At 41.0% G+C, this 2,887-nt stretch carries 3 protein-coding genes; 1 reads left to right on the top strand and 2 read right to left on the bottom strand.

From position 1 onward, the window contains the following. The first annotated feature begins 206 nt into the window (after nt 1–206). Nucleotides 207–1,079: a TMEM143 family protein gene (locus tag F6K37_RS37050; RefSeq protein WP_287255981.1), complete on the top strand. Its 873-nt coding sequence runs from the start codon at nt 207–209 to the stop codon at nt 1,077–1,079. Between the two features lie 145 nt (nt 1,080–1,224). Here the strand turns inward: F6K37_RS37050 and F6K37_RS45860 are convergent, their stop codons facing one another. Together F6K37_RS45860 and F6K37_RS37055 are read right to left on the bottom strand one after the other, a co-directional pair. Further along, nucleotides 1,225–1,431 carry a QAALIT motif small membrane protein gene (locus F6K37_RS45860; RefSeq protein ID WP_502708828.1) on the bottom strand — a complete coding sequence of 69 codons (207 nt, stop codon included), beginning with the start codon at nt 1,429–1,431 and terminating at the stop codon, nt 1,225–1,227. 81 nt (nt 1,432–1,512) lie between these two features. Continuing rightward, nucleotides 1,513–2,887: GTP-binding protein (locus tag F6K37_RS37055; protein WP_287255983.1), on the bottom strand; the 1,375-nt coding region annotated here is incomplete at its 5' end.

A 2,887-nucleotide genomic window follows, 5' to 3' on the forward strand; every position in this document is an offset into this window, starting at 1 on the left:
TAATTGAGATTCGGAAAGTAGATTTTTTAGATGTTTTTGATATAATTCTTGTCTCATTCTCGATTGGTAGGTCGTATTGACAATTTATGACCTATCTTTTTTTACCATAATTCGCTCAATTTAATATATATCAAGGGTTACAGGCCGCTTGTCGCCCCCCCAGACTAGTTTGCTATGGTAGAGGAGACAAATCTAAAATTTATTTTTTGAACAAACTTTTAAAACCAACTGAACAAAACATTGAAATCTATGAACGAGTAGTTTTATTGATTAAATTCAAAGATAAATCTTATTTTGAATCAAAAAAATCTAAAAAACTGGAAAATCTAAACTTTATTCCTGGTAAAATGTATGTTTATCTCTATGGCAATATTCCCAAATTTGATCTAGAATTCTTATTTCCAAATGTTAAAATAGGAATGACCTGGAAAGACCGCCTATTATTTGGTTTACCTGCCATTGGAGCTGCCATTCCTCTTCTGGTCAAAGTTCTACCCCAACTTATCTTTATCCTGGGAATAATTTTGTTCGCTATGGGAGTGGAAAGCTTCAGAATTGACCAGGAAAAATCCCATGATATTATGGCTGTACTGCTCACTACTTTATCTGTGGTGATCGCCTTCGGCGGATTTGCATTTAAACAGTACACAAGTTATCAAAATAAGCAGATTAAATTTCAAAAAAGTGTTACCGAGACCCTTTTCTTCAAAAATTTGGCCATTAATGCTGGTGTGTTTAAGTCTTTGATTGATGACGCTGAAGAAGAAGAATGTAAGGAGATTATTCTAGTTTATTATCATTTATTAACTAGTAAAAAGCTACTTAACCCTAAAGAGTTGGATAACCACATTGAAGCATGGATGGATGATAAATTTGACACCAAAATTGACTTTGATATCAATAATTGCCTGCGTAACCTCGAAGAAATAGAGGGCAAAATTGTAAAGGATAACCTAGAACAAGGGAGTAGATGTCCAATCCCTCTGCTGACCTATGATCACCAAGGTCGTTGTCAAGTCTTACCCCTACAGGAGGCTAAAACCTTGATCGATTATGTTTGGGATAATGCATTTGGTTAACCATCTTTAGTCTCCTCTAAGATTCATGGTTCATAGTTCATAGCAACAGTACTAATCAAAACTAATGAACCATGGACAATTAACTATGGATAATTAACCAGCCCACAACCCCCAGAAAAATCGGTTTGGAACACCAACCGATGGTCTAGCTCAAGACATAGACAAGTTTCACGTCTGAGGGTGACAAATTGGCAGGCTGCTGAGTGTCTGGTTGTGTGAGGTTTGCAATTAGGTGAAGCAATAAAGTGAGCATGGCGGCTTGAATTAGTCTTTGGAACATGAGTGTTCTCCTGAATCCCGATGGGCTGGCAGTGATTTTTCTCTGTTGAATATCTACAGAATATCTACACATTCCCAATCTACGACTCCGGTAAAAAACTTGTCAGGTATAAAATTTAGGTAAAATTATGGAAAATTAAGGAATTAAGTCTTATCACTCTACTAGCTGTCTTTCCAATTCTTGCCGCAGACGGAAAAGAATAGTGTCCGACTCCACCCGGTCTAGAATTTCTTTAATGACGGTACTTGCTCCTAGTGGTCCGAAAGAGCAACCTTGTTCGAGATAAACCTGTGCCGCTTGACCAACAGCATACGCCCCATAACCTGCAATTCCAGCTTGGGTAATTGCTGCCCCAGCAAAGGCACCCAAGCCACTCGGACCGATAACCACTGAGGCACTCTTACCTACACCAAAAAGCACACTGGTACCCAGTTCACCTAGCAGTAACCCTCCAGAACTGATCAAAATCTTTTGCCATAGCTTACCTGCTTCATAGCTAGTCATAGGTAGACCATACAGCCGCGCTAGAGAACGAATCATCACCAAGTCAGTCAGAGTACCCCCTAACACATCTAAAATTCCAATCGGATTGAGGGCGACTGCTAGTGCTTTATACTTGGCAAACTGCCAGATTAAGTCTTCTGCTTCCGTTTTGTGTAACTCAATGGCTTTTTTGGCAATAGTATTCTGAGTATTGCGGGCTTGAAATAGAGCGTTGAGGGCTAAAAGTGATCGCCCTTCTCGGTTAAGTAGACTGAAAATTTTCTGTTTAAGCTGATCCACATTCGGAGGTGGAGTTTCCCATTCATAGGTCACTCTACCATCAGGCCACTCCACCCGTACTTCCATAGAAGCTGGTTCTGCTGCCACTAGGACAATTTCATCCGCTGACAACATCTTTTGTAAACGCCGATCCTTGGGGCTACCGGTACTGAGTTTTTGCAACTGTTGATAAATTGCCTCCCGGTCTTGTTCTGGATAGAGGTCAATTTTGTTAAATACCAAGATTAGAGGCTTTTGACTTTGCCGCAGTTCACAAAGAGCTTGATATTCAGTGCGAGTGATATCACCAGCCACGACAAATAAAATTAAATCGGCTTGGGATACCACCTCCCGCGCCATCTGCGCCTTTACTTCTCCATGGATTTCGTCCAATCCTGGCGTATCAATCAACTCGAAGAGGACTTCACTTTCGGAGCTAGGTGTCCACCGTACCGACTTGGGCCATTGAGTGACACCGTGAATCGGACCAGTTTTAAGAATTTTTTGTCCCAGCAAAGCATTAATTACCGCTGACTTACCACGACTAACCAAACCAAAAGCGGCAATGCGAATCAATCCTTGGTCAAGTTTGTCTAGGCTAGATTGCAAAACCTCTAATTCAGTTTGCAGCAAGGCTTCCATTTCCACATCAGCAGGATTCCCCTGGGAACGATGAAAATTGGTGTACCAGGACAAGGCTTGCTGTAAACTGGCACGAGTGCGGTTGAAGAGAGTTTTCTGCTGGTTGTTGGTGCCATAGGATGTC

Source organism: Moorena sp. SIO4E2 (genome assembly GCF_010671945.1).
In the GTDB taxonomy this organism is placed as follows: Bacteria; Cyanobacteriota; Cyanobacteriia; order Cyanobacteriales; family Coleofasciculaceae; genus Moorena; species Moorena producens.

What these genes read in the sequence shown, in the direction of transcription:
- F6K37_RS45860 (WP_502708828.1), bottom strand. Translation starts at nt 1,431, where the DNA reads ATGTGTAGATATTCTGTAGATATTCAACAGAGAAAAATCACTGCCAGC.